A 22,524-nucleotide genomic window follows, 5' to 3' on the forward strand; every position below is an offset into this window, starting at 1 on the left:
CGCACATCCGCGCCCGAGCCGTCATCCGACTCGGTTCCCAGTGATGTTCGCAGTCTCTTCGTGGCCCCGGTCGACTCCGGCCCGCTCCAGCAAGTCGCCGGCCAGGCGCCCAGTGCACCCGCCGCTCCGCCGCCGGCGACGACCCCAGCGGCTCCGGCGGCGCCGGTACCAGGTCCCAAGACTCCGGTCATCCAGTATCCGGCAGCACAGCCCGGCCCGATCAACGGCCAGTTCTCGACCTCGCCCGCGATGCCGATGCAGACCTACGAACCTACGAATCGCGCAGGGTCGGTTCCGGATTCGCGAACTGGCGCTCCGCAGCCTGTCCAGAATTCGCTGCCTGTCCAGAATTCGCAGCCCAGTCCGACCGCGCATGGATCCGCGAGACCGCTCCAGCACCCGCAGGCGCCTTTTGCGCCCGGCGTGCATCCGCCCAATCCCGTGATTCGGCAGTTCGGGCACCCCGGCGCTGCGCCGGTGCAGAACGGCCAGGCCCAGCAGACCGGCCACGCCCTGCAGAACGGCCAGGCCCAGCAGACCGGCCACGCCCTGCAGAATGGTCAGGCCGTGCCGAATGGGTTGGCCATGCCGATGGCCCCGCCGACAGCGCCACCTACTCGCGCTCCGATGCCGCAGACCGGATTCAACTCGGCTCCGGACAGTCGCTTCGAGTCAGCTCTCCCGATGACTGCGCAAGATCTCTCGGCTGCGCTCCTCGTCAAGCGGCCTGTCCGGCCTGCCCCGGTGGGTGGCTGGCGTAAGGCGCTGTACACGTTGTCCGGCCGATCGGTGAACCTCGGAAACGGTGCAAAGGAGCAGCACCTCGTCGAGTTGACGCGCCAGATCAACCAGCCGTTGCAGGGCTGCTACAAGGTTGCGGTGCTCAGTCTCAAAGGTGGCGTCGGAAAAACCACGACCACTGCGACACTTGGGTCGATGTTCGGGTCGATCCGCGGCGATCGCGTCGTCGCTGTCGATGCAAACCCCGACCGGGGAACGCTGAGCCAGAAGATCCCGCTCGAAACTCCGGCAACAGTGCGAAACCTGCTGCGCGACGAGAACAGCATCGAGAAGTACAGCGACGTCCGTGGCTACACATCGCAGAATCGCCACCGTCTCGAAGTGCTTGCATCCGACACCGATCCAGCAGTTTCAGAAGCCTTCAGCGGCGGGGACTACACGCGCACGGTCGACATGCTCGAGAAGTTCTACAGCATAGTTCTGACCGACTGCGGCACCGGATTGATGCACTCGGCGATGCAGGCCATTCTCGAAGGTGCAGATTCGTTGATCGTGGTCAGTTCCGGATCCGTCGACGGTGCACGTAGCGCCTCCGCGACACTTGATTGGCTCGACGCTCACGGTTACAGCAGGCTGGTCGCCACGTCCGTAGCCGTCATCAACGCGGTACGGCCTCGCTCGGGCAAGGTTGATCTGCCCCGGGTCGTCGAGCATTTCGAGCAGCGCTGTCGAGCGGTGAGACTGATTCCGTTCGATCCGCATTTGGAAGAGGGCGCCGAAATCGATCTGGACCGGCTGCGTCCAGGTACTCGGGAAGCGGTGCTGGAGTTGGCTGCGGTGGTTGCGCAGGACTTTCCTGCCTCCCCGTTCGCGTTGCCGGGGCGGTAATCGGATAGCCGGGTGAGCCCGGACGCTACGTCGACGTGTCAGTCGGCGGTACGTCCGGCCCTTCCGTGCGCTTGCGTCGTGTTTGCTGGTTCACATTCCACAGGAATTCGGGATCGTCGTCCGGCCCGCGTACGCCGCTCACCGGGGTACGCGTCGACGGATCGGGCCCGAACGCCTTCCACATCAGAACGATCAATGTCACCAAACCCACCAACGCCAACAGATACAACACGGCGCACCTCCTCAGGGAACTGAAGTCGAGCCTACTCAGTCTCCGGCCCGCTTCACCAGAAGTGGTGCGGACAAGCGTTTCGGCTCAGTGCGCTAGTGCTGTATCTGTCGGGTACTGCAAGATCTGTCGGGTACTACATGTACTTCGACGTGAGCTGAAGTTGCTCAGTTGTTGTCCGCTTCGGTGGTCAGCGAGCGCAGAAGCTGCATGACCTCGGTCTCACGGAATCGACGATGTCCTCCTGGTGTGCGAAGCGAGCCCAGTCGTCCTGCGTGTGCCCAGCGGGTCACGGTCTTGGGATCGACATGAAACAATGCCGCTACCTGTCCGGGCGTCATGAGTGCGTCTGCGGCGGTATTGAAGGTTGGTGCGCTCATTGTGAGGTCCTCCATGTTGATGTCGAACGTTTGACGAACAGTGATTCCGAACCGAGCAGTGATTCCGAACTTTGGTTCCGAACCGTTGTGTCGACCAGTTGCCAAAAACCTGCGTCGAGTTTGTTTCGAAGTCCTTCGCTCACATTCGACCGTTTTCTGAGTGGTAGCGCAATGTTTGCACAGATATAGCCGGGTAGTCGATCTTTCAAGATAAAGTAATGTTTAAGTAAAGGACAAAATGGATATAGCGGGCTCAGTCCCACCCGTATTCGGAATGGGTAACCTGAGAGGGTGAGTCAGTTGTCTGAAAACCCCGAAAATGTTCCTTCTGAGCCGGTCAAGGCCAGTAAACCCTCCGCAAACTCTGGGCAAGCAAAGTCGGCTGCCGGGCCGGTGACCAAGGGTCAACTAGCCCGCGACGTGGTGCTGTACTCGGTCGCTCGGCTGCTGCTTGTCGTCGTGATCGGTGCCGTCATCATCGGTGGCGGAAAGCTCGCCGGCACCGACGTTCCCCTGATCGTCGCGGCACTGTTCGCAGTTCTGATCGCGCTGCCGCTGTCGCTGCTGCTCTTCGCGAAACTGCGCAAGCGTGTCAATGCGGGCATCGCGGCGGTCGACGCCCAGCGTCGGTCCGATCGTGACGATCTTCGCTCCAAGCTGCGCGGAGACGGGCGGTGACCACGGAGTCGCTCGACGTCGACCGTCGGACCTCGCGCCAGTGGGTCGACAACGCGGTGCGGCTGATCGAAGCCGACGCGCAACGCAGCGCGGACACTCACCTACTGCGCTATCCGCTGCCGAGTAACTGGACCGTCCAGCTCTATCTGAAGGACGAGTCGACCCACATCACGGGAAGTCTCAAGCATCGACTCGCACGGTCGCTTTTCCTCTACGCCATCTGCAACGGCTGGGTTACCGAAGAGACCACCGTCATCGAAGCGTCGTCAGGTTCGACGGCTGTCAGCGAGGCGTATTTCGCGAAGTTGCTCGGCCTGGATTTTGTCGCGGTGATGCCCGCGAGCACGAGTCCCGCCAAGATCGCACTGATCGAGGCGCAGGGTGGACGTTGTCATTTCGTGAGCGATCCGTCCTCGATCTACTCGGAATCACATCGGCTCGCGAGTGAGTTGAACGGTCACTACATGGACCAGTTCACTCACGCCGAGCGCGCGACGGACTGGCGTGGAAACAACAACATCGCCGAATCGATCTTCACTCAGCTCGAGCACGAGGAACATCCGATTCCCGACTGGGTGGTCGTCGGAGCCGGGACGGGCGGAACCGGCGCCACGATCGGCCGCTTTCTTCGCTATCGGAAATTCGACACGGGGCTGTGCGTGGTAGATCCGGAGCACTCCGTGTTCTTCGACGCGTGGCGAGCGAGCGATCCGTCGATCGTCGGTACACGGGGTTCCCGGATCGAGGGCATCGGCCGTCCGCGCGTCGAACCGTCGTTTGTCGGTCAGGTGGTCGACCGAATGATCAAGGTGCCGGACGCAGGCTCGATCGCGGCCGCCCGGCACGCCAGCACAGCCCTGGGGCGCAAAGTAGGTGGCTCGACGGGGACGAACCTGTGGGGAGCTTTTGCGTTGATTGCCGAGATGATGGCAGCCGGGCGCAGCGGCAGCGTCGTCACGCTGCTGTGCGACGGCGGAGAGCGTTACTCGGGCACGTACTACAACGACGAATGGGTGGCGTCGGAAGGGATCGACCTGCTCGGTCCGACGGCAGTGTTGGACGAGTTCGTACGTTCCGGTGCGTGGACCGCCAGTTCCTGAATCGCCGGCGCCGGACCGTGTGACGGGCGGCTCATCGTCACGCGCGGCCAGGCGTCCAGCCCGGACGCCTGCTCGTCCGTTCTGATGCGTATCAGACCGGGAGAGAGCGTGTTCTCGGCCAGACGCACGAACCCGAGTCGCTCGTAGTACGGCGCGTTCCACGGAACGTCGACGAACGTCGTCAGAGTCACGAGATCGTGGTGATGGTCCGCCGCCCATTCGGTGACGGCGTCGATCAGCTGAGCTCCGAGGCCTTTGCGGGCATGATCGGGGTGAACGGAAACTTGTTCGATATGTGCACCGCCGTCCACGATCTCGACGAGCGCATACGCAACGGGTACGTCGTTTGCGTCGGTCTGAACCCAGATGTGCTCGGCTGCGAGAAAATCGTTCAACTCGTCGAGCGTCGGCGGTGGATCGTCTGCGATGGCGTCCATCCCGATGTCTCGGAACGGTTCGCCCGCGGCGATCTCGATCTGTTGCAGTGCGGGTAGGTCGGTGGATATGGCCGAGCGGATCACAGAAACCGTTTTACCTCGAGAGTGGAGTTTCTCCCAGCGCTACGCCTTCTGTAACGCAAACCTACGCAACCGTAGGTTGTGTATCGTTTGATCAAGGGGCACTTCTCCAGCGAGGGCGGATCATGGGCAATCCTGAAGTTTCACTCGACAATTACGAGGCTGTGTACGAGTACTACCGCAGTCATCAGCAGAACCGATTCGTGGCGAAGCTCGCTTATGCCGCATTGGCGCTGAAGTACCGCCCGCGAGTGAGGTACGCGCCGGGTGCGGAAGCCGCGCTGAAGACTCTGCTCGAACGTAAGACGCAGTTGGTCGTGGCAGTCAATCATCTGACCGAGAGCGACCAGTTCACGCTCGCCGCGACCGCGTGGCGTACTCCGTTGCGTCGAGTGATCGGACGGACCCGGGTCCTCGCCAAAGACGAACTCTTCGTTGATCCTTCACAGCGCAAGAAGGTCGACATGATGGGCAGCATCCCGGTTTTTCGCAGCAAGAACTACGGCCTTCGTGCAGTTTCGGATGCCGGCCGAGTGATGATGGACGTCGCGGCCGAGCGGCTGGGCAACGGGGACTGTCTGGCGATTTTCCCGGAAGGGACGTGCAACACCGAAGATCCGACGCGGCTGCAGCACGTCAACAGCGGAATCGGCCACATCGTCGCGCGCGCCGAGAAGTTGGGATGCTCACCGGCCCTGGTGTCGATCGGCATCAATTACGGTCCGGTGGCCGGCGACGTCAAGGCTGCGAGTGTCTTTGTCGGAATGCCGGTGACCGAACTTCCGGACAAGCCGATGGATATCGCCCGAACTGTGCAGGCCGACTTGCAGGTGGCAGTGGACGGGGCCGTCGCCGGGTACTAGGCGCGCCTGTCAATTTTGGTTGACAAATTCCGGTTGTCAACCTAAATTGACAACATGACCGAAGCAACCTCTCTCGCTGCTGCCGCCGGTAGCCCGGATCCCACCGAGGGATTGCGTGCTGTTCGAGCGCTGCGTCGTCTACTCGAAAAACTCGAGGCCATTCAGGTCGCCAATGCGCGCCGTCACGGATGGTCCTGGCAGGCGATCGCGGAAGCTCTCGAGGTCAGCCGTCAAGCCGTCCACAAGAAATACGCGTCCGCGCAGTCGGAATCGATGCTGCGTTCACTGCGCGAGAAGGGCAGGTAATTGCCATGTTCGAAAGGTTCTCCGCACAGGCTCGTGGCGTCGTTGTCGATGCTGTCGCCGGATCCGGTCCGGTCACGCCGATGGAACTTCTGACCGCGCTGCTCACCTCTGATCGGGGCATCGCCACCGAGGTGCTCACCGAGTCCGGTGTCTCCCTCGACGCGATCCGCCGTGCCGGCGCCGGCAAGAAGGGCGGTGACTCGAAAGGCGCTGACTCGAAAGGCGCTGGCTCGAACAATCTCGACGACGACGCCGAGATACTCAAGTCGATCGGCATCGATCTCGATGCGGTTCGGGAAAGCCTCGAGCAGTCGTTCGGTGAAGGTGTGCTGGACGAGACGCCCGTGCCGGACGGTGTCGATACTTCGCGGAAAGGCCGATTCGGGTTTCCTCGTTCACGATTCGAGAAGGACTCCAAGAAGGTGTTGGAACTCTCGCTTCGTGAAGCGCTCGCGCACAAGGACAATCGAATCGGTGCCGAACACATCCTGCTCGGCATCCTGCGTGTCGCCGACGGGCCTACCCGTCAGGCCCTCGAAACGCAGGTCACGATGTCGGTGATCCGTGAGCGGTTGGAAGCGAAGATGAATCGCGCCGCCTAGATTCGGCACGGCTCCGCATGCACGGGGCGGGATGTGCCAGCATTCAGACATGACATTTCTGGCACGTCTCATCATCAACGGCATAGCCATCTGGCTGGCGTCGGCGTGGGTCACCGGCATCACGATCGCCAACCACGACAACGGCACCTGGGGCACGGTTCTCGTGATCGCGGTGATCGCTTTGATCTTCACGGTGGTAAACGCCTTCATCAAGCCGGTAGTGCAGCTTCTCTCACTACCGCTGCTCATCCTGACCCTCGGACTGTTCACGCTGGTGATCAACGCCCTGATGCTGATGCTGACGGCGTGGATCTCGTCCGGAACGTCCTACGGCTTGACGGTCGACGGCTTCTGGACGGCAGTCTGGGGCGCGCTGATCATCTCGATCGTGAACTTTCTGCTCAGCGCGTTCGTCCCCGACAATCGTTGAGTACGTCGACGTTCAGGCGAGACTGAGCGCAACTGCGGTCGCGGCACCCCAGACGAGCATGGCGAGTCCGGTGTCGCGCAACGCGGGGATCAGGGCCATACCCTGCCCGCCCGAACGCAGTGGGGCGTTGGCTCGGATTGCCAGAGGCAACGCCAGCAATCCGAGCAGGGCCCACGGAGTACGCAGGATCAGCAGCAGGGTCGCGACGAACGGGACGGCCAGCAGGATCACGTGCAGCGTGCGGGTCTTCGCGTCGCCGAGCCGGACTGCGAGAGTGATCTTTCCGGACTCGGTGTCGGTCGGGATGTCTCGAAGATTGTTGGCAACGAGCACCGCGCTCGAGAATGAACCGATGGCGATCGCGCCGGCCAGCCCGGCCAGATCCACCCGTTCGGCCTGTACGAATTGAGTTCCCAGCACTGCGATCAGCCCGAAGAAGATGAACACGGCGATCTCGCCGAACCCGCTGTATCCGTACGGCTTCTTGCCGCCGGTGTAGAACCAGGCACCGATGATGCAGAACACGCCGACCGCAACCAGCCACCAGGCTGTGGTCGCCGCCAGAACGAACCCGGCTACCGCGGCAACGGTGAAGCAGCTGATCGCTGCGGCCTTCACAGCTCCGGGACTGACCAACTTCGATCCGACCAAGCGCAGTGGCCCGACGCGGTCGTCGTCCGTTCCGCGGATTCCGTCGGAGTAGTCGTTCGCGAAATTCACCCCGACGATCAAGGCCAAGGAGACGATCAGTGCCAGGAGCGCCTTCCACCACACTGCGAGGTCCAGGGACGCCGCGGCTCCGGTGCCGACCAGCACGGGCGCAATCGCGTTCGGGAGTGTGCGCGGCCTCGCGCCTTCGATCCATTGAGCAGCTGTTGCCATACAACGATCTTTGCACTGTGCAATACGATCGAACGCGGTGGATCAGCACATGACTCGAGACGTGAGTGAGCGCGCCAGGTACGCGCAGTCGGGCGAAGACCCGGCAGACATTGCCTTGCTCGGACCCATTTCGACCAAAGTGGGCGATCGTCTGGTTCCGTTGCCAGGTCCGCGAGCTCGAACTCTGCTGGTTGCGCTGGCTCGCATTCCGGGTGAGCCCCGTACCGCGCAGAGCCTGATCGACGACGTCTGGGGGCTGGAGCCGCCGCGCTCACCGATGAACGCCCTCCACACTCAGGTCTCGCGCCTGCGATCTGCACTTCCGGACGGGGCGCTCGAAGTCACGGCGGCCGGATACCGGCTCACTCTCGCGCGGGAGCGTGTCGACCTGGCCCGGGCAGCGGACGCCGTCCGTCGTCTGCGCGCCGGCGGCGCCGACGCGTCCGAGGCACTCGCCGTCACGACCGCGGCGCTGCGCCTGTGGCGCGGTACCCCCGGGAGCGACGTGGTCGGCGACGTCGCAGATCGTCTGGCGCTCGACGCAGGCCGCGTGTACGACGAACTGGAGACGGTGCAGATCGACGCGTTGCTCACGTTGGGGGAGTACGCGGCCGCAATTCCACTGGTGCGCGGACGCCATCTGGCTAGCCCGTTCGACGACACAGCGGCTGAAGCGTTGATGCGTGCGCTCGCCGGAGCCGGCCGAGTCAACGAGGCACTCGAAGTGTTCGCGGAGTTCCGCAACCACCTCGCCAATCGCCTGGGCGCTGATCCGTCACCCGCACTGGTGACTCTGAACACGGAACTTCTCGGGGCACCTGCGGCAACACCGCGAGCTGCGCGGGCGATCGGTCTACGCGCCGCCCCCAACACCTTGCTCGGTCGCGACAGCGACATCGACCAGATCGAATCCTTGCTGGCTCGCTCACGTGTGGTCACCATTCTCGGACCCGGTGGCGCCGGAAAAACCCGTCTCGCACACGAATTGGGCCTACGCGGATCCGTGAACCAGCCTGGCGTCGCGGTGGTACTCGTGGAGTTGGCGTCGTTGCGCAGCAGCGAAGATGTCATCGCGGCCATCGGCGGCACCCTCGGAATCAGCGAATCCGATCTGGCGCCAGGCAAATTGACCGTCGGCCGGACGCATTCGGCGCGAGAGCGACTCAAAGAGGCGCTGTCCGCCGGCCCGATGTTGCTCATCCTCGACAATTGTGAGCACGTGATCGGCGCGTGTTCGGAGATCGTGGCCGAGATGATCGCGGCCGGTCGTCAGCTGACGGTACTGACCACCAGTCGTTCGCCGCTCATGATCAGTGCCGAGGCGGTGTACCCGTTGCCGCCGTTGGCGATCGACGACGGAACCGGCTCGGCAGTCGAACTCTTCTCGGCGAGAGCCCGTGCGGTGCGGCCGTCCGTTCATCTGGACGTCGACGCGGTCGTCAAGCTGTGTACGACGCTCGACGGACTCCCGTTGGCGATCGAACTCGCGGCTGCCCGGGTCCGCACGATGAGCGTCGACGAAATCGGTTCGAGACTTAGAGATCGGTTCGCGTTGTTGCGCTCCGATGATCCGACGTCTCCGGATCGGCATCGCACGCTGCACGCGGTGATCGACTGGAGCTGGAATCTGTTGGGCAGCGGGGATCAGATTGCGCTGCGTCGATTGTGCCGATTCCCGGCAGGTTTCACGCTTTCCTCGGCGCAGGCCGTTGCCGGGTGGGGAGAGTTGAACGATGTGGCCGGCGCTGTCGAAGCGCTGGTCAATCAGTCACTTCTTTCCGTCAGCGACGGGCAGGGTGAGCTTCGGTACTACATGCTCGAGACGGTCCGTGAATACGGCGAGGAGCAGCTCGCCGCGTCCGGAGAGGGGCCGGAAGTGATCCGGCGCCTGGATGTCTGGGCAATCGCGATCGCAGAGGACGCCGTCGTGCGTGCACGCACGGATCAGTTGCGTCTGATTGCCGACCTCGACGCCGAGCACGACAACCTTCTGGCTGTTCTTCGCTGGGCTGTCGAGCGCGGCGACGCGGTGACCGTAGCCAACGTCTTTCCCGTCCTCGCGATTCTGTGGGCCGTACGAGGATCGAATTCGGAAGTCTCGAACTGGGCGTCGAAGATCGTCGGGGCGACCGCGGACAACGATCTACGCGATGTAAATGCAGAATTGGTTGGCGCGACGTTCATCCTGGTGGCGATGCATCTGTTCTTCGCGGAGACCGATCGAAACCATGCCCGCGCGCGGGTTCGTCTTCGAAAGCTGTTGCGTGAGCGCGATGATCTCGGTCCGTTGTTCGCATTTCTGATCAAGCTGACCACGAGTGGGATCGCCAACCACAGACTTGCGCGTTTGGTCGCGGAAGGCGTTCGCAGTTCCGACCCCGAGACCCGAATGGCTGCGCTGTCCGCGCGTTCGAATATGCGCGAGAACATCGGGGATCTGCGGGGCGCTTTGCTGGACGGGGAAGCGTTGTTCGACTACGCGACCAATGCCGGTGACGAGTGGGGCCTTGCGATGGCGGCCCAGCATGTCGGGTCGGTCCACAGCCAATCCGCGCGATACGGCGAGGCCATCGAGTTCTACGCGATTGCGGCGGCGTCGATGGAACGCCTCGGTGCACGTGACGAGGCGATGCAGCTCATCTGCTTTCAAGCCGGAGCAATGATCGCATCCGGTGACACCGCCGGCGGGCGAACACTTCTCGATCGGGCACGTCCGGCCTTGGCGCACTCGGGTGGGACCGGTGCCATCGAAACCGATCAACGGCGCGCGGCGCTCATAGCGAGCATCGCCGAGGCGGATCTCGCGGACGGCCGAATCGACGAAGGGTTGGCCAGGTATCGAGAAGCACTGGAGTTGTTGGGCTCTGCGATCGAGAACATCTTCGGTGATCCCTTCGTCGTTCTGCTCGGTGCTGCGGCCGTGTGTGCTCACGTCGTTCACGGCCGACATGAACTCGTGGCAAGTCGTGTTCTGCAGATGAAGGATTCGAGTGCTCTCAAGTTCGATCCCAAGGGTTATGCGGACCTGCCGCTCGCGGGTTCGTTGGCGTCGGCGATCGGGTCGTTCGATCTTGTCACGGGCAACATCGATCGAGGGGTCGAACTGATGGCTCTGTCGTTGAAAATGCCGGGGAGACAGGACTTCGTCTCGCTCCACCATGCGCGTCTCTCCGACTTCGCTGTCGGTGTGGTGGGAGTCGACAGGTGGTCTGTGGAAACCGAGAAGGTGTCGGGCTACTCACGCAGAGCGGTCCGCGAAGCAGTGTTGGCTGCGCTTCGCGGACCGGTGCTGGATTAGAGCTGGACGATGTTGCGGGACTTATGTCTTGCGCATGTACATCCGGACGGTCAGGGGCGCCATGACGGCAACGATCACCGCGGCGCCGACCAACGACCACACGACGTGGATACCGAAGTGACCGTCGTTGGCCAGCTCGCGAACCGCGGTCACCAAGTGTGAGACCGGATTGACGTTCACGAACTTCTGAAGCCAACTCGGCATGGTGGCAGGATCGACGAACGCATTCGACAGGAACGTCAGCGGGAACAGCACGAGCATCGAAACACCCTGCACCGTGGACGCTTTGTTCATCAGCACGCCCATGAGGGCGAAGATCCAGCTGATGGAGAACGCGCACACCATGACCAGAATCGCGGCAGACAGAATGCCGACCACGCCGCCTGCGGGGCGGTATCCCATCGCGAAACCGACGATGAACGTGATGGTCGTGGCGATGCCGTAGCGCACGACGTCGGCGAGCAATGCGCCGGACAGCGGGGCGATACGAGCGATGGGAAGGGACTTGAAGCGGTCGAACACGCCCTTGTCCATGTCCTCACGAAGCTGAGTGCCCGTGACGATGGAACCGGTGATGACGGTCTGGACGAGGATGCCGGGGATGATCGTCGGCAGATATGCCGTCACGTCACCGGCGATCGCGCCGCCGAAGATGTACGTGAACATCAACGTGAAGATGATCGGCTGGATGACGACGTCGAACAGTTGCTCGGGGTTGTGCTTGATCTTGAGAATTCCGCGGTACGCCATCGTGAACGTGTTCGCGAAGCTCTGCTGCAGGCTGATGCGGCGGGGTGCGGCATCCGGCTGGGCTATCGGCGACCGGGGTTTGGTGAGGGTGGTTGTCATGCGACGCTCCGATCGGAGTCGTTGTCGGACTGGGCGTCGTTGCGTCCACCGTCTTCGGGCTGGTGCCCGGTAATGGTCAGGAACACTTCGTCCAGGCTGGGTTTCTGTACGTTGATCTCGTCGACGGCAATTCCTTGCTCACGCAGACGGATCAACAGGTCCGCAGTGATCGACGGGTCGCTGAGCGGTGCGGTGATCCGCCCGACTTCGGGGGTGACACCCACCTCGACGCTGAGCGCAGCCGCGATGAGCGAGCGAGCTTCCTCGGTTCGGTCACGGTCGACCAACTTGAGCTGGAGGGAGGAGATCCCGACCGAAGCCTTGAGTTCGTCGGCGGTGCCGTTCGCGATCACGCGACCTCGGTCGATCACTGCGATGCGATCGGCCAACTGATCGGCCTCGTCGAGGTACTGCGTGGTGAGCAACACCGTCGAGCCCTCGGCGACGAGTCGCCGGATGGTCACCCACATCTGGGCGCGGGTGCGCGGATCGAGGCCGGTGGTGGGCTCGTCGAGGAACAGGAGCGGCGGGCGAGCGATCAGACTGGCCGCCAGATCCAGGCGCCGACGCATACCGCCGGAGAAGTTCTTCAGCGGCTTGGTTGCGGCCTCGACCAGGTCGAACTCCTCGAGGAGTTCGAGGGACTTGGTGCGCGCATCGCGGCGGCTCAGGCCGAGCAACCGGGAGAAGATCACGAGGTTCTCGGTCGCGGTCAGGTCCTCGTCGACGGAGGCGTACTGCCCGGTGACGCCGATCAGGGAGCGGACCGCGGTGGGTTCACGGCTGACGTCGTGACCGAAGATGCGCGCCTCACCGCCGTCGGGGCGAAGGAGGGTGGCGAGCATGCGGACAGTGGTGGTCTTGCCGGCGCCGTTCGGCCCGAGGACGCCGAACACCGAGCCGGTGGGGACGGTGAGGCTGACGCCGTCGACCGCGCGGTGCTCGCCGAACTTCTTGACGAGTCCGTCGGCCTCGATGGCAAGAGGCGAAGCTGTGTGGTTCATGGGATGAAGCTTGGCAGATCGATCTTGCATGGACCTTGCGTGGAACTTGCGGTTACTTGCACAGCGCGCGAGGGTCGGTGCTCCACAACCGGCAAACAATCCCCAGACGGATCTTGCTTGTCGGTGTGCGGGCGCGGCGGCATCACGCTCGCTGCATGGAGATTCTCACGCGGGCACAGGCTCACCGCGACGGCACCAGCGACGCGCAGTTGCAGCGAGCGGTCAGGCGCGGCGAGCTGCACCGAATCGCAGCGGGGATCTACATGCGCGCCGATCACTTCCGCGAACTCGATGCGAGAGCACGCCACCGCTGCGCTGTCATGGTAGCCACCGAAAGCTGTGGACCAGGCGCAATCGTGAGCCACGCTTCGGCAGCGGTCTTGCACGGATTGGATTGCGGCGGATTGCGATTGGGCACCGTGCACATGACGCGTAACCGGTGCTCGGGTGGGCGGAAGAGTCAAACCTTGCATCTTCATCCGGCAGTGGTCCCGGCCGAGGAGGTCGTGCTGATCGACGGCGTCGCAACCACGTCGCTTGCGCGAACGTTCGTCGACCTCGCACGGACGACGCCGTTCGAGACCGCCGTGGTGATCGGTGATTGCGCCCTGCGACGTGGGATGAGGCGTGAGAACGTCGACGCTTCGCTCGATCATGCGCGCGGACGGCTGGGAATGAGTCGCGCTCGAGTGGCGGCGACGTTCATCGAACCAGGTGCCGAGAGTCCGGGGGAGTCCATCAGCCGGGTACGCATGCGCGACGACGGTTGGCCGATGCCGACCCTGCAGCACGAGATCCGTCACGGTGGCCGGTTCATCGGGAGAGTCGATTTCTTCTGGAAAGAGCACGGTGTGGTGGGCGAGTTCGACGGGATGGTCAAGTATCGCGGCGACAATCCGGGGAGGGCGGTAGAGCGCGAGAAACTGCGGGAGGACGCGATCCGGGACGCGGGGTTCGAGGTGTTCCGGTGGGTATGGGCGGATCTTCGCGACTTCGAACGTGTCCGCGAAAGGTTCGAGCGGGCTTGCCTCCGCGGAGCCGCGCGCTGATTGTGCAGCCGCGGCGCTGATCAGGCCTGCGGCTGAACAATCGTGCTGCGGCTGCTAGCTGAACCGAGCCACCAGAGCGGCGCGGTCGAGCTTGCCCGGCCCCCGGAGCGGCAGTGCGTCCACGACGAACAGCTCGCGCGGCGCTGCGGTCACGTCGAGTGTCCGCTGAGCATGTGCGCGTAGTTCCTCGAGCGTCGGAGCTTCGCCCTCGGGTACGACCACGGCCACCACCCGCTGCCCCAGCCGCTGGTCCTCGATGCCGATCACCGCGCACTCGCGAACGGCCGGGTGATCGGCCAGCGCGGCCTCGACCACCTGCGGTACGACGGTCAGCCCGCCGGTGGAGATTGCCTCGTCCAACCGGCCGCTGATGCGCAGGACTCCGTCGACCACTGCTCCGGCGTCGTCGGTCCGGAACCAACCGGGTTCGGCGAAAGCGGGGTGGTCGGGAAGCCCGCGGTACCCGGACGCGAGCATCGGTCCGCCCAGCAGCACTCGCCCGTCGTCGATACGAATCTGCGCTCCGGACAACGGGATTCCGTCGTAGACGCAACCGCCGGAGGTTTCACTCATCCCGTAGGTGCGGACGACGGTGATGCCCGCTTCGGTGGCCTGCGCGAGTACCGGCGCGGGAGTCGCAGCGCCGCCGAGCAGAACCGCGTCGAGTGACGCCAGCGCCTCGACCGCGGCGCGATCACCGAGCGCCTTGACCAACTGCGTCGGCACCAAGGAGGTGTAGCGGCGCGGTCCGCTCATCGCGGCGACGGCGCCCGGAAGCGCTGCCGGGTCGAAACCCGCACTGACGTCGACGATCACCGGTTGCGTTCCGGCGAGAACACTGCGCAGCAGAACCTGCATACCGGCGATGTGGTGCGGAGGGAGAACGAGCAACCAGGATCCTGTGCCGCCGAGGCGTTCGTGGGTCGCGTCGCCGCTGGCACGCAGGGCATCAGCACCGAGCATCGCGCCCTTCGGCGTTCCCGTGGTTCCTGACGTGGCGACCACCAGCGAGACGCCGTCGTCGATGGGCTGATCGGGGTGCAGAGCGTCGCTCAGTCGGGCCGTCTCGCGTGCGTCGGCAGCCGGGACGGGGAGCACGGCGTCGTGCTCGCCGCCCAGGATCTGCGCGACGGCAGGCAATACCTCGAAAGCCGCCTCGCCCTGCGGAACCGCGAGTGTGCGAAGAACGTTCACCGGATGTCCGGCCCGGCAAGGGGCCAACCGCCGTCAGCCAGATGGCTTCGCACGCGGTCGACATCGGTTTCGAGAGGCATCTCGTTGGTGATCTTCGTGATGAGGACCTGGATGTCGGTCTTCTCGATGGGCAGATCGCCGTCCTCGATCAACGCGTCGGCGACGGCGTCGACCTCGGCCTCGGAGAGTCTGCGAGTGAGGAGTGCGAAGAGCGGGATGTAGTCCTGTTCGGGGACGCCATTGGGATAGCCGGCCCGCAACCAGCCGACTATCGACGTGAGGAAGGGCGGAAGAGCCATGACGTCAGCTCACATCTCGAACTTCGTTGTCGGCGTCCACGTCTTCGATAACCGGCCACCCACCTGCGCGCAGTCTTTCGGTGACACGATCGACGTCGTCCTCGGACGGCTCCTCATTGAGGATCCCCTCGATGATGGCGCGAATCGTGTCGTAGTCGACGTGGCGGTCCGGTACCTCGTGCGCGGACTCGATGGACATCGAAACGACCTGCTCGATCTCCTCGTCGGTCAGACGTCGACGGAGAACCGCGAGCAGGGCGAAATGATCCTTGTCCGGGATGCCCTCGGGGTACCCGGCGCGTAGCCAGTCGAGCACGCTGCGCAATGAATACTTGCTCAAATCCTCGGCCTCATTTTCGTTTCGGTGGTTTCAGTGGTGTGCCGCGACGACCACTCAGAAGACGTGGATTCCGAACGTGCTGGCCAAGAAGTTCTTCATCAACAACAGAATTCCGGCGAAGATCGTGACGAGCACGATCGCAAAACAGAGGTACGCACCCATTTTACCCAGGGTGGTCGGTCCTTCGGTGCCGTCGGCATTAGGCAGGCTCAGCGACTTGAGGCCGAATGCGAAGATCGCCGGCAGTCCCGCTCCGAAGAGCAGTCCTACTGCCACTACCTGCCAGAGCGAATCGAGGGTATCGGTGAGTAGATGCATTCTCTTGCGCCCCTTTCAGGAGTTGCGGGTGGCTTCGGTGGACGGCGTGGGTTCGGCTGCCGGGATCTCGGCAATTGCCGCATCTGAATTCTCGTCCCATTCGGCGGTGACGTTCGCCGCGTCCACGGGTTCCTTACGCGAGCGTATGTACATGAAGATCGCGAAGGCGATGAGCGCGGCGAAGACGACGAGCACGCCGGCGAGTCCGCCGACCAGATGCGCAAGAGCCCAGCAGATAGCTCCGACGACGGCAGCCGACGGCAATGTGATCAGCCAGGCTGCGGCCATCCGGCCGGCGACACCCCAACGGACCTCGGCGCCCTTGCGACCGATACCCGTACCGAGGATCGAGCCGGTGGCGACGTGGGTGGTCGAGAGGGGGAGTCCGAGGTGGCTCGACGTGAGGATGATGGCGGCGGACGACGCTTCGGCTGCCAGACCCTGCGGCGCGGCAATCTCGACAAGACCCTTGCCCAGGGTGCGGATGATGCGCCAACCGCCGAGGTAGGTGCCGAGGGCGATCGCGACGGCACAGGTGAACTTCACCCAGAACGGCATCTCGGTCTCGGCGGTGATGGTGCCGTGAGCGACCAGGGCCAAAAAGATGACGCCCATCGTCTTCTGGGCGTCGTTGGTGCCGTGTGCAAGTGAGATCAGGGAGGCGGTGCCGATCTGGCCGAAACGGAAACCGCGCTCGCGCTCGTCTTCCTTGACGGATGCGGTGATGCGGTACACGAGCTTGGTGCCGACGCCCGCGACCAGAGCAGCGACGACCGGCGCGAGGATCGCGGGGACGACGACCTTGGTCAGCACTCCGCCCCACTCGACTCCGCCCATACCGATGGAGGCGATCGCGGCGCCGATCAATCCGCCGAACAGCGCGTGCGAGGAGCTCGACGGCAATCCGAGAAGCCAGGTGGCCAGGTTCCAGATGATTCCGCCGACAAGACCGGCGAACACGATCAGCAGCAGATCCTGCCCACTGACCGCGCCGAGGTTGACGACACCTTTGGCTACCGTCGCGGCGACCTCGACGGACAGGAACGCACCGACCAGGTTCAGGATCGCGGAAAGTGTGACCGCAACTTTGGGCTTGAGTGCACCGGTCGCGATGGAGGTGGCCATTGCGTTACCCGTGTCGTGAAAACCATTCGTGAAATCGAACGCGAGGGCGGTGACAACTACCACCAGGAGGATTACGAGCTCTGCGGTCACAACGTGAATTGTGCGTATCGAACGCGTAAAAGTACAGCGAACGGGATGCGAACAGGGCCTCCGTGGAGTACGTCCCCGCGCGTGGGCTGCGGCGCTGCCGTTCGCGATGTGTTCAGCGCCACGAAATCCGAACCCTGTGTGGGACCTCACTTTTTGGTCTCACTCACCGGGAAGGCACATTCGGACCGTTTTAAACGCTGATTACCTACGGGCACCGAGCGCACCGGAACAGGGGTTTCACCTCTGTATCTCGGTGTCTGTCAGTGAGAAGGAGAGCTCCGACCGTGAAGCCCAACAAGTCCACGAAGCTGATCGTGGCACTCGCAGCGACCGCCGTTCTGGCATCAGCCTGCGCATCGAATCGTGGTGACGATCCCTACGCCGTCGCTGTCGGCGGATCAGGCGTCAGCGCCGATCTTGCGTCGAGCACATCCGACGCGAAGTTCGGCACCCTCGATTCGCCGTGTGGCGAAGGCGATGCCACCGGCGCAACCGATCAAGGCGTCAGCGACACCGAGATCAAGATCGGGTTCGGTGACGACCGCGGGTACGTGAAGTCTCCCGGGCTGAACAAGGAAATGAGCGATGCGGTGAACGCGCTCATCTCGTGGTGCAACGATCAAGGCGGTATCAACGGCCGCAAGGTTGTCGGTACCGACTACGACGCCGCGATGACGCAGGCCAACTCGGTCATGCAGGAAGCGTGCGCGAGTCAGTTCATGATGGTCGGCTACGGCTTCGCGATGGATCAGACCGCCGAGCAGACGCGTGTCGCGTGCAACCTGGTGTCAGTGCCAGGCTTCACCGTCTCGCCGGACGCCGCGAACGGACCCATGACGTTCCAGGGAGTTCCGTTCCCCGTCGACTACGCGAACGGTTCGCAGTGGTTCCAGATGGCCGAGATGCATCCCGATCTGGTGAACGACTTCGACGTCGTCAACAGCACGATGCCCACGATCATCAGCTCCACCACGAAGATTCGTTCGATCGCCGAGGCTGCGGGCTTCAAGCTCAAGGATTGCGGCGTCACACTCAACTACGAGGGCGAATCGAGCTACGTGCCGTTTGCCGAGAAGTACAAGGAGTGCGGTGCGAAGGGAATCTGGACGTCACGATCGGCAAGCCCGTCGGAGCTGAACTTCGTGAAGGCCCTCGATCAGGTCGGGATCGATCCCATCTTCTTCGGTGAAGCCACCTGGTACGGCGCGACCGTCTCCGATTGGAACAAGGACACCGGACTGCTCGACAACCTCAACGCGGGCATGACCTTCCAGATGCTCGAGAACGCGGACAAGGTGCCCGCAGTGAAGAAGTACGTGGATCTGGTTTCCGAGCAAGGTGGCAAGACTGCGCTTCTCGGTATGCAGGCGGCGTCGTCGTTCCTGCTGTGGGCGGCCGCCGCGGACGAGTGCGGCAGCGATCTGACGCGTCAGTGCATGGTCGACGAACTCTCGAACATTCACGAGTGGGACGGCGGCGGATTGCATGCCGCCACCGATCCCGGCAAGAACATGCCGGCCACCTGCGGACTCATGACCTCGCTGAAGGGCAGTACCTACTCGCAGGCGTTCCCGTCCACCGCGGGCGAATTCAAGTGCGACCCCAAGTACCTCGTCGCGACCGACAAGAGCACCTGGGGAACCGAGCTCGGCGCTGACCGCGTCTCGACGAAGTACCAGAACGCCAACGTCATCAAGCCGCAGTCCTGATTCTTCCGACTCGGGCGGCGAGCGCCAACCGCCGCCCGAGTCCCTAACGAGGGTTCAGCCATGAACACTTTTGTCACTTTCACGATCCTGGGCCTGGTCCTGGGATCGGTGTACGCGATCGCCGCCTCCGGGCTGGTACTCACGTACAACACGTCAGGCATCTTCAACTTCGCGCACGGTGCACAGGCAATGCTCGGTGCGTTCATCTACTGGCAGTTGCGCTACGGCTGGGAACTTCCCACTGTCGTTGCCTTGCTGATCTCGTTGGTCCTGGTCGGTCCGCTGATGGGTCTCGGCCTCTACGTCCTGATCATGAAGGGGCTACGCGATACCGCCGAGGTCACCAAAATCGTTGTGACGGTATCGATCCTGCTCGGAATGCTCTCGATTTCTCACTGGTTCTGGCATCCCGAGACCGCCCGAACGATGCAGATGTTCTTCGGTGACCAGTCCAAGATCACGGTGTTCGGCGCGAGCATCCGCTACCACGAGCTGATCTGCATCCTCGTTGCGATCGCTATCGCCGTCGGTCTGCGTATTCTATTCACGCGCACCCGGGCCGGTGTTGCGATGCGCGGCGTCGTCGACGATCCGGAACTACTGCGCCTCAACGGCCACAATCCGGAGCGTCTCGCGGCACTGTCCTGGGCGATGGGTTCGACGCTCGCAGTCCTGGCCGGCATCCTGATCACCCCGATCAGTGGCGGCACACTCGAGGCGAACATGTTGACGCTCTTGGTGATCGACGCGTTTGCCGCGGCCATGTTCGGTCGGTTGCGCAGCATCCCACGCACGTTTGTCGGCGCCGTGGTTCTCGGGCTTGCCGGTACGTACGTATTGGCGTACTTCCCGACAAGTTGGAGTTGGACGTCGAATTTCCGTGTCTCCCTGCCGATGATCGCGCTGTTCGTCGTACTCATCGTCCTACCTCAGGACCGCCTGCGCGGCGCGGTCACTCGCACTCGCGAGCGGTACCACGTTCCGAGCGTACGCAAGGCCGTCGTCTGGGGCGTGGCACTGATCGTCATCGTGTACCTGATCCGTCTGCTGATGGTGACGTCGGCGGTCACGACACTGACCATCGGAATGACTTTCGCGATCATCGCGCTCTCGCTCACACTCCTCACCGGCTACGCGGGTGAATTGAACTTGGCGCCGGTATCTTTCGGCGCTATCGCTACCATCGTGGCCTTCCACTTCGGGATCTCCGGTTCCGGGTTGGCTGCGCACCTCAACCTGTGGGGCATCGTCGTCGGAGTCCTCGTCACCGCAGTGATCGGTGGCCTCGTCGCCCTGCCGGCGCTGCGACTTCGAGGGCTGTATCTCGCGCTTGCGACCATGGCATTCGGAGTGTTCCTCTCCAACATGGTCCTTCGCGACACCACCGAACACGAGTTGTTCGGCATGAAGTATTCGCTGTTCAAAGACGGCAACATCGCTCTCCCTCCGCTGAAGATCGGCCCGCTCGATCTGAGCAACGAGACGGTGTTCCTGATGACCGTGACCGCGCTGTTCTCGGTACTCGGCGTCGGCGTCATCGCGTTGCGTAACAGCGGCTACGGGCGCCGTCTCGCTGCGATGAAGGACAGCCCGGCCGGTTCGGCCATGCTCGGCCAGAGCCTGGTTCGGCTCAAGCTGAGCGTCTTCATGATCTCTTCGGGGATCGCCGGTCTCGGCGGCATTCTGATGTCGAGCGCGATGGGTTCGGTCTCGGGCGAGAGCTTTGCCATCATGGTCAGCCTCTCGCTGCTCATGCTGACCGTCGTCGCGGGCATCGGATACGTCACCGGCGCGCTGTTCGGTGGGCTCATGGCCGGAATCGGCTTTGCCGTCATCATGGTCTCGTTCACCAATCTGGCTTCGGCGCAACCGGAGTTGGAGGGAATGTGGCTGCTGCTGGGCAACATCGCGGCCGTCAGCCCGGCGCTGATCGGCATCGGTGTCGGCGCGAACCCCAGTGGCACCGTGCACAGCGTGATCGAGGGATACCGCCGACTCTCCGATGCCAGGCCGGTTCTGATCGGCGGCGCCGCAGTCGTTCTACTGACCTACGTCCTTGCTCTGACCGGCGTGCTCGGCAACTGGTGGTTCGCGTCCATCACGATCGCGGTGGTGTTCATGCTGCCCGTGATCGGCGAGATGGTCATGCCCCGTGCGGTTCTCACTCCGGAAGAATTGGCCGCCAAGGCGACAGTCGTTCCCGAAGACGTCGGGATCGACGTCCCGTACAGCCCCGAGATCCGTGACGAGATCGACCGCGAACTGGGGATTCCTCAGTACCAGGGCGGCTCGCCGAAGGAGTTGACCGCCCATGTCTGACACACCTCTTCTCGAAACACGCGGTGTGAGTGTTCGTTTCGGTGGGCACGTCGCGGTCAAGGACGTTTCGCTCACCGTGCAACCCGGAACCGTGACGGGACTCATCGGACCGAATGGTGCGGGCAAGACGACGCTCTTCAACACCATCACCGGGCTGCAGAAACCCACGTCAGGTCAGGTGTTCCTCGGCGGCGTCGACGTGACGAAGCTACCGCCGCACAAGCGGGCAGGTCGCGGGCTTGCACGTACCTTCCAGCGGCTCGAACTGTTCGTCTCGCTGTCGGTGCGTGACAACCTGCGTGTCGCCGGAGACATCCACAAGGCGAACGGCCGCAACAAGATCGACGTGGACAGCGAGACGGATCGTCTGCTGGAGCTGACCGGGCTGACGGATGTCGCGGACAAGGACGTCGCGGACATCCCCACCGGACGCGCCCGCGTCGTCGAAGTTGCACGGGCGCTCATGACCGACCCGCGAGTGCTGCTGCTCGACGAACCGGCCTCGGGCCAGACCGAGCAGGAAACCGAGGTCTTTGCCGAGATGCTGACTGAGCTGGCGGCGGGTGGACTCGGAATCTGTCTGGTGGAGCACGACATTCCGCTGGTGATGAAGGTGTGCTCGACCATTCACGTGCTCGACTACGGCGCAGTCCTCGCATCGGGCGATCCGGAGAAGATCCGGACGGATCCGGAAGTGATCGCGGCCTACATCGGGACCGAGGAGGAGGCGGTATGACTTCAGCGAAAATTGGCGAGGCGAAAATCGACGAGGGCATACGCAGCCCCGACCGCTCCGAACCGTTGCTCGAACTGTCCGGTGTCCGTGCCGGTTACGGATCCATCGAGGTTCTGCACGGGGTGGATCTGGTACTCGAACCGGGCGCAGTGGTGGCGCTGCTCGGACCCAACGGCGGCGGCAAGACGTCGACGCTCAAGATCTGCTCAGGCGTCCTGCCGGTCACCCGCGGCGAGTTCCGGCTCGCGGGCCAGGTCGTGAACGGCGTCGAGCCTTCGGAGTTGGCGAGGCTGGGCGTCTGCTCCATCCCCGAGGGGCGCGGGATCTTCGCAAACCTGACCGTGCGCGAAAATCTGTGGATCGCCACCGGAACGGGCGTCGGGTTGGCCGAACTCGAAGAGGTTGCGTACAGCAGGTTCCCGATCCTGGGGGAGCGGCGCGGGCAGTTGGCCGGATCGATGTCCGGCGGCGAGCAGCAGATGCTGGCGCTGTCACGGGCGCTCGGCACTCACCCGACGGTGCTCCTGCTCGACGAGCTGTCGATGGGTCTCGCACCTCGAATCGTCTCGCAGATGTA

24 protein-coding genes are annotated in these 22,524 nt (G+C 63.5%); 13 read left to right on the top strand and 11 right to left on the bottom strand.

All coding sequences use genetic code 11. The annotated features are described in order from the left end of the window. The first annotated feature begins 255 nt into the window (after window positions 1-255). Complete coding sequence (locus AC2ETI_RS17635) at window positions 256-1,629, top strand: MinD/ParA family ATP-binding protein (protein WP_483634174.1); 1,374 nt, start codon at window positions 256-258, stop codon at window positions 1,627-1,629. A 25-nt stretch (window positions 1,630-1,654) separates the two neighbouring features. On the opposite strand, the gene AC2ETI_RS17640 is transcribed toward AC2ETI_RS17635, so the two are convergent. Further along, on the bottom strand, window positions 1,655-1,861 hold the full coding sequence (locus tag AC2ETI_RS17640) for a hypothetical protein (protein WP_019744349.1): 207 nt from the start codon (window positions 1,859-1,861) through the stop codon (window positions 1,655-1,657). A gap of 164 nt (window positions 1,862-2,025) precedes the next feature. Further along, complete coding sequence (locus AC2ETI_RS17645) at window positions 2,026-2,238, bottom strand: BldC family transcriptional regulator (RefSeq protein WP_003942029.1); 213 nt, start codon at window positions 2,236-2,238, stop codon at window positions 2,026-2,028. 291 nt (window positions 2,239-2,529) lie between these two features. Between AC2ETI_RS17645 and AC2ETI_RS17650 the strand changes: the two genes are divergently transcribed. Beyond that, the gene (locus AC2ETI_RS17650) at window positions 2,530-2,916 is read left to right on the top strand and encodes a DUF4229 domain-containing protein (protein WP_019744347.1); all 387 of its coding nucleotides are present in this window, start codon (window positions 2,530-2,532) and stop codon (window positions 2,914-2,916) included. Beyond that, a complete protein-coding gene (gene cds1 / locus AC2ETI_RS17655) occupies window positions 2,913-4,016 on the top strand; it encodes an L-cysteine desulfhydrase Cds1 (RefSeq protein ID WP_019744346.1) in 1,104 nt (367 codons plus the stop codon). The genes AC2ETI_RS17650 and cds1 overlap by 4 nt, the downstream gene beginning before the upstream one ends. On the opposite strand, the gene AC2ETI_RS17660 is transcribed toward cds1, so the two are convergent. Next, window positions 3,914-4,537, bottom strand: a complete 624-nt coding sequence (locus AC2ETI_RS17660; protein WP_019744345.1) for a GNAT family N-acetyltransferase — start codon at window positions 4,535-4,537, stop codon at window positions 3,914-3,916. The genes cds1 and AC2ETI_RS17660 overlap by 103 nt on opposite strands. Window positions 4,538-4,659: 122 nt before the next feature. Between AC2ETI_RS17660 and AC2ETI_RS17665 the strand changes: the two genes are divergently transcribed. The 4 genes from AC2ETI_RS17665 to AC2ETI_RS17680 are packed head-to-tail and all read left to right on the top strand — an operon-like array spanning window position 4,660 to window position 6,735. Further along, the gene (locus tag AC2ETI_RS17665; protein WP_007728504.1) at window positions 4,660-5,397 is read left to right on the top strand and encodes a lysophospholipid acyltransferase family protein; all 738 of its coding nucleotides are present in this window, start codon (window positions 4,660-4,662) and stop codon (window positions 5,395-5,397) included. A gap of 54 nt (window positions 5,398-5,451) precedes the next feature. Beyond that, window positions 5,452-5,703 carry a helix-turn-helix domain-containing protein gene (locus AC2ETI_RS17670; RefSeq protein ID WP_003941869.1) on the top strand — a complete coding sequence of 84 codons (252 nt, stop codon included), beginning with the start codon at window positions 5,452-5,454 and terminating at the stop codon, window positions 5,701-5,703. A 5-nt stretch (window positions 5,704-5,708) separates the two neighbouring features. Next, window positions 5,709-6,305, top strand: coding sequence for a Clp protease N-terminal domain-containing protein (locus AC2ETI_RS17675; RefSeq protein WP_283384611.1), 597 nt, complete (start codon window positions 5,709-5,711; stop codon window positions 6,303-6,305). Window positions 6,306-6,354: 49 nt separating this feature from the next. Then, window positions 6,355-6,735, top strand: a complete 381-nt coding sequence (locus tag AC2ETI_RS17680) for a phage holin family protein (protein ID WP_003941998.1) — start codon at window positions 6,355-6,357, stop codon at window positions 6,733-6,735. A gap of 12 nt (window positions 6,736-6,747) precedes the next feature. Here the strand turns inward: AC2ETI_RS17680 and AC2ETI_RS17685 are convergent, their stop codons facing one another. Beyond that, window positions 6,748-7,617, bottom strand: a complete 870-nt coding sequence (locus AC2ETI_RS17685) for a 1,4-dihydroxy-2-naphthoate polyprenyltransferase (RefSeq protein ID WP_019744341.1) — start codon at window positions 7,615-7,617, stop codon at window positions 6,748-6,750. Between the two features lie 49 nt (window positions 7,618-7,666). On the opposite strand from AC2ETI_RS17685, the gene AC2ETI_RS17690 reads away from it, so the two are divergent. Then, entirely contained in the window at window positions 7,667-10,915 is a 3,249-nt protein-coding gene (locus AC2ETI_RS17690; protein WP_483634167.1) for an AfsR/SARP family transcriptional regulator, read from the top strand. Between the two features lie 21 nt (window positions 10,916-10,936). On the opposite strand, the gene AC2ETI_RS17695 is transcribed toward AC2ETI_RS17690, so the two are convergent. Together AC2ETI_RS17695 and AC2ETI_RS17700 are read right to left on the bottom strand one after the other, a co-directional pair. Further along, the gene (locus AC2ETI_RS17695) at window positions 10,937-11,764 is read right to left on the bottom strand and encodes an ABC transporter permease (RefSeq protein WP_003941848.1); all 828 of its coding nucleotides are present in this window, start codon (window positions 11,762-11,764) and stop codon (window positions 10,937-10,939) included. Beyond that, window positions 11,761-12,768, bottom strand: a complete 1,008-nt coding sequence (locus AC2ETI_RS17700; protein ID WP_003941960.1) for a daunorubicin resistance protein DrrA family ABC transporter ATP-binding protein — start codon at window positions 12,766-12,768, stop codon at window positions 11,761-11,763. Before AC2ETI_RS17700 ends, AC2ETI_RS17695 begins: the two co-directional genes overlap by 4 nt. 155 nt (window positions 12,769-12,923) lie before the next feature. Here AC2ETI_RS17700 and AC2ETI_RS17705 point away from each other — a divergent pair, with 155 nt between their 5' ends. After that, window positions 12,924-13,817 carry a hypothetical protein gene (locus tag AC2ETI_RS17705; RefSeq protein WP_483634168.1) on the top strand — a complete coding sequence of 298 codons (894 nt, stop codon included), beginning with the start codon at window positions 12,924-12,926 and terminating at the stop codon, window positions 13,815-13,817. Between the two features lie 54 nt (window positions 13,818-13,871). Here AC2ETI_RS17705 and menE read toward each other — a convergent pair whose 3' ends face one another. Genes menE through AC2ETI_RS17730 form a run of 5 tightly spaced genes read right to left on the bottom strand, consistent with a single transcriptional unit; the run spans window position 13,872 to window position 17,183 of the window. After that, a complete protein-coding gene (gene menE, locus AC2ETI_RS17710) occupies window positions 13,872-15,011 on the bottom strand; it encodes an o-succinylbenzoate--CoA ligase (RefSeq protein ID WP_020968952.1) in 1,140 nt (379 codons plus the stop codon). After that, entirely contained in the window at window positions 15,008-15,310 is a 303-nt protein-coding gene (locus tag AC2ETI_RS17715; protein WP_019744336.1) for a DUF3349 domain-containing protein, read from the bottom strand. The genes menE and AC2ETI_RS17715 overlap by 4 nt, the downstream gene beginning before the upstream one ends. Before the next feature lie 4 nt (window positions 15,311-15,314). Further along, the gene (locus tag AC2ETI_RS17720; RefSeq protein WP_019744335.1) at window positions 15,315-15,650 is read right to left on the bottom strand and encodes a DUF3349 domain-containing protein; all 336 of its coding nucleotides are present in this window, start codon (window positions 15,648-15,650) and stop codon (window positions 15,315-15,317) included. Between the two features lie 54 nt (window positions 15,651-15,704). Next, entirely contained in the window at window positions 15,705-15,968 is a 264-nt protein-coding gene (locus AC2ETI_RS17725; RefSeq protein WP_483634169.1) for a hypothetical protein, read from the bottom strand. Window positions 15,969-15,983: 15 nt separating this feature from the next. After that, window positions 15,984-17,183 (bottom strand): inorganic phosphate transporter, encoded by a 1,200-nt coding sequence (locus AC2ETI_RS17730; protein ID WP_019744333.1) that lies wholly within the window; start codon window positions 17,181-17,183, stop codon window positions 15,984-15,986. Between the two features lie 284 nt (window positions 17,184-17,467). On the opposite strand from AC2ETI_RS17730, the gene AC2ETI_RS17735 reads away from it, so the two are divergent. From AC2ETI_RS17735 to AC2ETI_RS17750, 4 genes are all read left to right on the top strand, one after another. Next, on the top strand, window positions 17,468-18,892 hold the full coding sequence (locus AC2ETI_RS17735; protein ID WP_021343451.1) for an ABC transporter substrate-binding protein: 1,425 nt from the start codon (window positions 17,468-17,470) through the stop codon (window positions 18,890-18,892). Between the two features lie 60 nt (window positions 18,893-18,952). Then, complete coding sequence (locus AC2ETI_RS17740) at window positions 18,953-21,211, top strand: ABC transporter permease (RefSeq protein WP_195791843.1); 2,259 nt, start codon at window positions 18,953-18,955, stop codon at window positions 21,209-21,211. Further along, complete coding sequence (locus tag AC2ETI_RS17745) at window positions 21,204-21,947, top strand: ABC transporter ATP-binding protein (protein ID WP_007728482.1); 744 nt, start codon at window positions 21,204-21,206, stop codon at window positions 21,945-21,947. Before AC2ETI_RS17740 ends, AC2ETI_RS17745 begins: the two co-directional genes overlap by 8 nt. Next, window positions 21,944-22,524, top strand: a 581-nt coding sequence (locus AC2ETI_RS17750; RefSeq protein WP_483634170.1) for an ABC transporter ATP-binding protein, incomplete at its 3' end; no start/stop codon positions are given. The genes AC2ETI_RS17745 and AC2ETI_RS17750, both read left to right, overlap by 4 nt.

It is taken from the genome of Rhodococcus sp. MurmanLake-1, from assembly GCF_056945715.1.

Coding starts and splice junctions, on each gene's coding strand:
- AC2ETI_RS17685 (WP_019744341.1), bottom strand. CDS start 7,617: ATGGCAACAGCTGCTCAATGGATCGAAGGCGCGAGGCCGCGCACACTC.
- AC2ETI_RS17715 (WP_019744336.1), bottom strand. CDS start 15,310: ATGGCTCTTCCGCCCTTCCTCACGTCGATAGTCGGCTGGTTGCGGGCC.
- AC2ETI_RS17705 (WP_483634168.1), top strand. CDS start 12,924: ATGGAGATTCTCACGCGGGCACAGGCTCACCGCGACGGCACCAGCGAC.
- AC2ETI_RS17695 (WP_003941848.1), bottom strand. CDS start 11,764: ATGACAACCACCCTCACCAAACCCCGGTCGCCGATAGCCCAGCCGGAT.
- AC2ETI_RS17635 (WP_483634174.1), top strand. CDS start 256: ATGCAGACCTACGAACCTACGAATCGCGCAGGGTCGGTTCCGGATTCG.
- AC2ETI_RS17675 (WP_283384611.1), top strand. CDS start 5,709: ATGTTCGAAAGGTTCTCCGCACAGGCTCGTGGCGTCGTTGTCGATGCT.
- AC2ETI_RS17725 (WP_483634169.1), bottom strand. CDS start 15,968: ATGCATCTACTCACCGATACCCTCGATTCGCTCTGGCAGGTAGTGGCA.
- AC2ETI_RS17645 (WP_003942029.1), bottom strand. CDS start 2,238: ATGAGCGCACCAACCTTCAATACCGCCGCAGACGCACTCATGACGCCC.
- AC2ETI_RS17690 (WP_483634167.1), top strand. CDS start 7,667: ATGACTCGAGACGTGAGTGAGCGCGCCAGGTACGCGCAGTCGGGCGAA.
- AC2ETI_RS17740 (WP_195791843.1), top strand. CDS start 18,953: ATGAACACTTTTGTCACTTTCACGATCCTGGGCCTGGTCCTGGGATCG.
- AC2ETI_RS17700 (WP_003941960.1), bottom strand. CDS start 12,768: ATGAACCACACAGCTTCGCCTCTTGCCATCGAGGCCGACGGACTCGTC.
- AC2ETI_RS17680 (WP_003941998.1), top strand. CDS start 6,355: ATGACATTTCTGGCACGTCTCATCATCAACGGCATAGCCATCTGGCTG.
- AC2ETI_RS17665 (WP_007728504.1), top strand. CDS start 4,660: ATGGGCAATCCTGAAGTTTCACTCGACAATTACGAGGCTGTGTACGAG.
- AC2ETI_RS17670 (WP_003941869.1), top strand. CDS start 5,452: ATGACCGAAGCAACCTCTCTCGCTGCTGCCGCCGGTAGCCCGGATCCC.
- AC2ETI_RS17745 (WP_007728482.1), top strand. CDS start 21,204: ATGTCTGACACACCTCTTCTCGAAACACGCGGTGTGAGTGTTCGTTTC.